General features: G+C 23.3%; 1 protein-coding gene. It reads left to right on the forward strand.

Annotated elements, in window-relative coordinates; all coding sequences use genetic code 11:
• Positions 1-394 precede the first annotated feature (394 nt).
• The coding region (locus M983_RS14645; RefSeq protein ID WP_066752530.1) for a glycosyltransferase family 8 protein at positions 395-1,329 on the forward strand (935 nt) is incomplete at its 3' end.

The raw sequence follows: 1,329 nt of genomic DNA on the forward strand, positions 1-1,329 counted from the left end.
CCTAAATTCATTGTTATAATATGATAATATCATTTTTTTTACAATCTATGCAGTTATTTTTATATTTAAGTTAAAGTCTAGCTACTATAAAGTAAAAAATATCAATATTTATAATAAATAATAATAGTTTAATATTTAGTCATTAATATTTTCAAAAATACTTGCCAATTTTATCTAAAATATTAAATGAAGTTATATTTTAACCTGACAATCTGATAACTAAAAATAGATTATAGGAAAAGTAAATCTTTTTATTATCTCATAAGATGGATATAAAATAATATATATATCATTTCATGGGATATTTATATCATATTGATAAACATAATGATTGATCATCATGCTATTTTGCTAGAGAATAACTACTATTTAATTTAACTAATAAGGTATTTTAGTGGACTTATCTTCGATTATAAAAGATACAAAAGTTTTCTTTGAAGCAGAAAGTAAAGATGACGTATTGCATATTGCTTTTGCTGTCGATGAAAATTATATGATGCCTGCTGGTGTTATGATTTCATCAATCATAAAAAATAATCCAACAGGCCATTTTTATTTTCATATATTTACAACTTCAATTAAAAAAGATGACGTAGTTCGATTAAAAAAATTAGAAAATGCTCATTGTTCTCTTTGTATTCATTTTTTTGAAGAAAATGTATTTTCTAAGTTACAAACATCAGAATACTTTCCAATTTCAATATATTACAGATTAGTAATACCATTTTCTCTTCAGTCTATTACTGATCGTGTGCTGTATTTAGATTCAGATATGCTATGCATTGGCGATATTTATTCGTTAAAAGATATTGAATTTAATAATAATATAATTGCAGCTATCCCTGATGAATGGATTTCTTTAGAATATATAGAAGAATTAAATTTAAAAAAATATACACTTTATTTTAACTCTGGCTTCATATACTACAATATCCCCAAATGGTTATCTGAAGATATACTAGTGCTTTTTATGAAATTGATTAATAATAAATATTATAGTTATCCAGATCAGGATGTATTAAATATTATTTTACAAGGAAAAGTTGAATTTTTACCTAGATATTATAATAAATTTTTTAAAAAAAATGAAAAAAACATCGATAAAAGTACTATTTTACTACATTACGTAGGTCCATCTAAGCCATGGCACAGTATTGATAGGGCAGAAAATTTATATAAGGAATACTATGATAATTCACCATGGGGTGATATTCCTTTAAGAATGCCTAAAGATCATATTGAATATAAAAGATACTCAAAAATTCAATTTAAAAATAAACATATATCAAGTGGAATATATTGGAAAGTAAGATATCTTTTTAGTAAGGC

Source organism: Proteus myxofaciens ATCC 19692 (genome assembly GCF_001654855.1).
GTDB classification, from domain to species: domain Bacteria; phylum Pseudomonadota; class Gammaproteobacteria; order Enterobacterales; family Enterobacteriaceae; genus Proteus; species Proteus myxofaciens.